The sequence below is a fragment of the Plantactinospora siamensis genome (assembly GCF_042434095.1).
In the GTDB taxonomy this organism is placed as follows: Bacteria; Actinomycetota; Actinomycetes; order Mycobacteriales; family Micromonosporaceae; genus KBS50.
The window spans coordinates 1-517 of sequence record NZ_JBHLUE010000035.1; the positions used below are offsets into that span (position 1 = coordinate 1).

The following is a 517-nucleotide window of genomic DNA, read 5'->3' on the forward strand; positions in this document are numbered from 1 at the left end:
GCGATGGCCGCCGACACTCACAGCGCCAAGCCCGCCGCCGCGGCGGTGCAGACGGTCTCGGCCGACAAGCCCGACGCGGGCAAGTTGTCGCCGCACGGCGTGCAGGGTGCGCAGTCGCGGATCGATCTGTCGGATGAGCAGAAGGGCAACGCGAAGGCCATCGTGGCCGCGACGAAGGCCAACGGTCTGGATGAGCGGGCCGCGGTGATCTCGATCGCCACCGCGCTGCAGGAGTCGAAGCTGCAGAACCTGGGCAACCTGGGTGACGCCAACGACCATGACTCGCTGGGCCTGTTCCAGCAGCGCCCGACCTCGGGTTGGGGCTCGCCGGAGCAGATCACCGATCCGCAGTACGCCACCACCGCCTTCCAGAAGGCCCTCAAGGACGTGCCGGGCTGGCAGGACATGCCGTTGACCGACGCCGCGCAGAAGGTCCAGGTCTCGGCCTACCCCGACGCCTACGCGAAGTGGGAGTCCCAGGCCGCCGACCTGACCGCCCAGTACTGGAACAGCTGAC

General features: G+C 69.1%; 1 protein-coding gene. It reads left to right on the forward strand.

Translation table 11 applies throughout. The features are described 5' to 3' along the window. On the forward strand, positions 1–516 hold a 516-nt coding region (locus ACFFHU_RS30960), incomplete at its 5' end, for a hypothetical protein (protein ID WP_377344085.1). Between the last annotated feature and the right edge of the window lies 1 nt (position 517).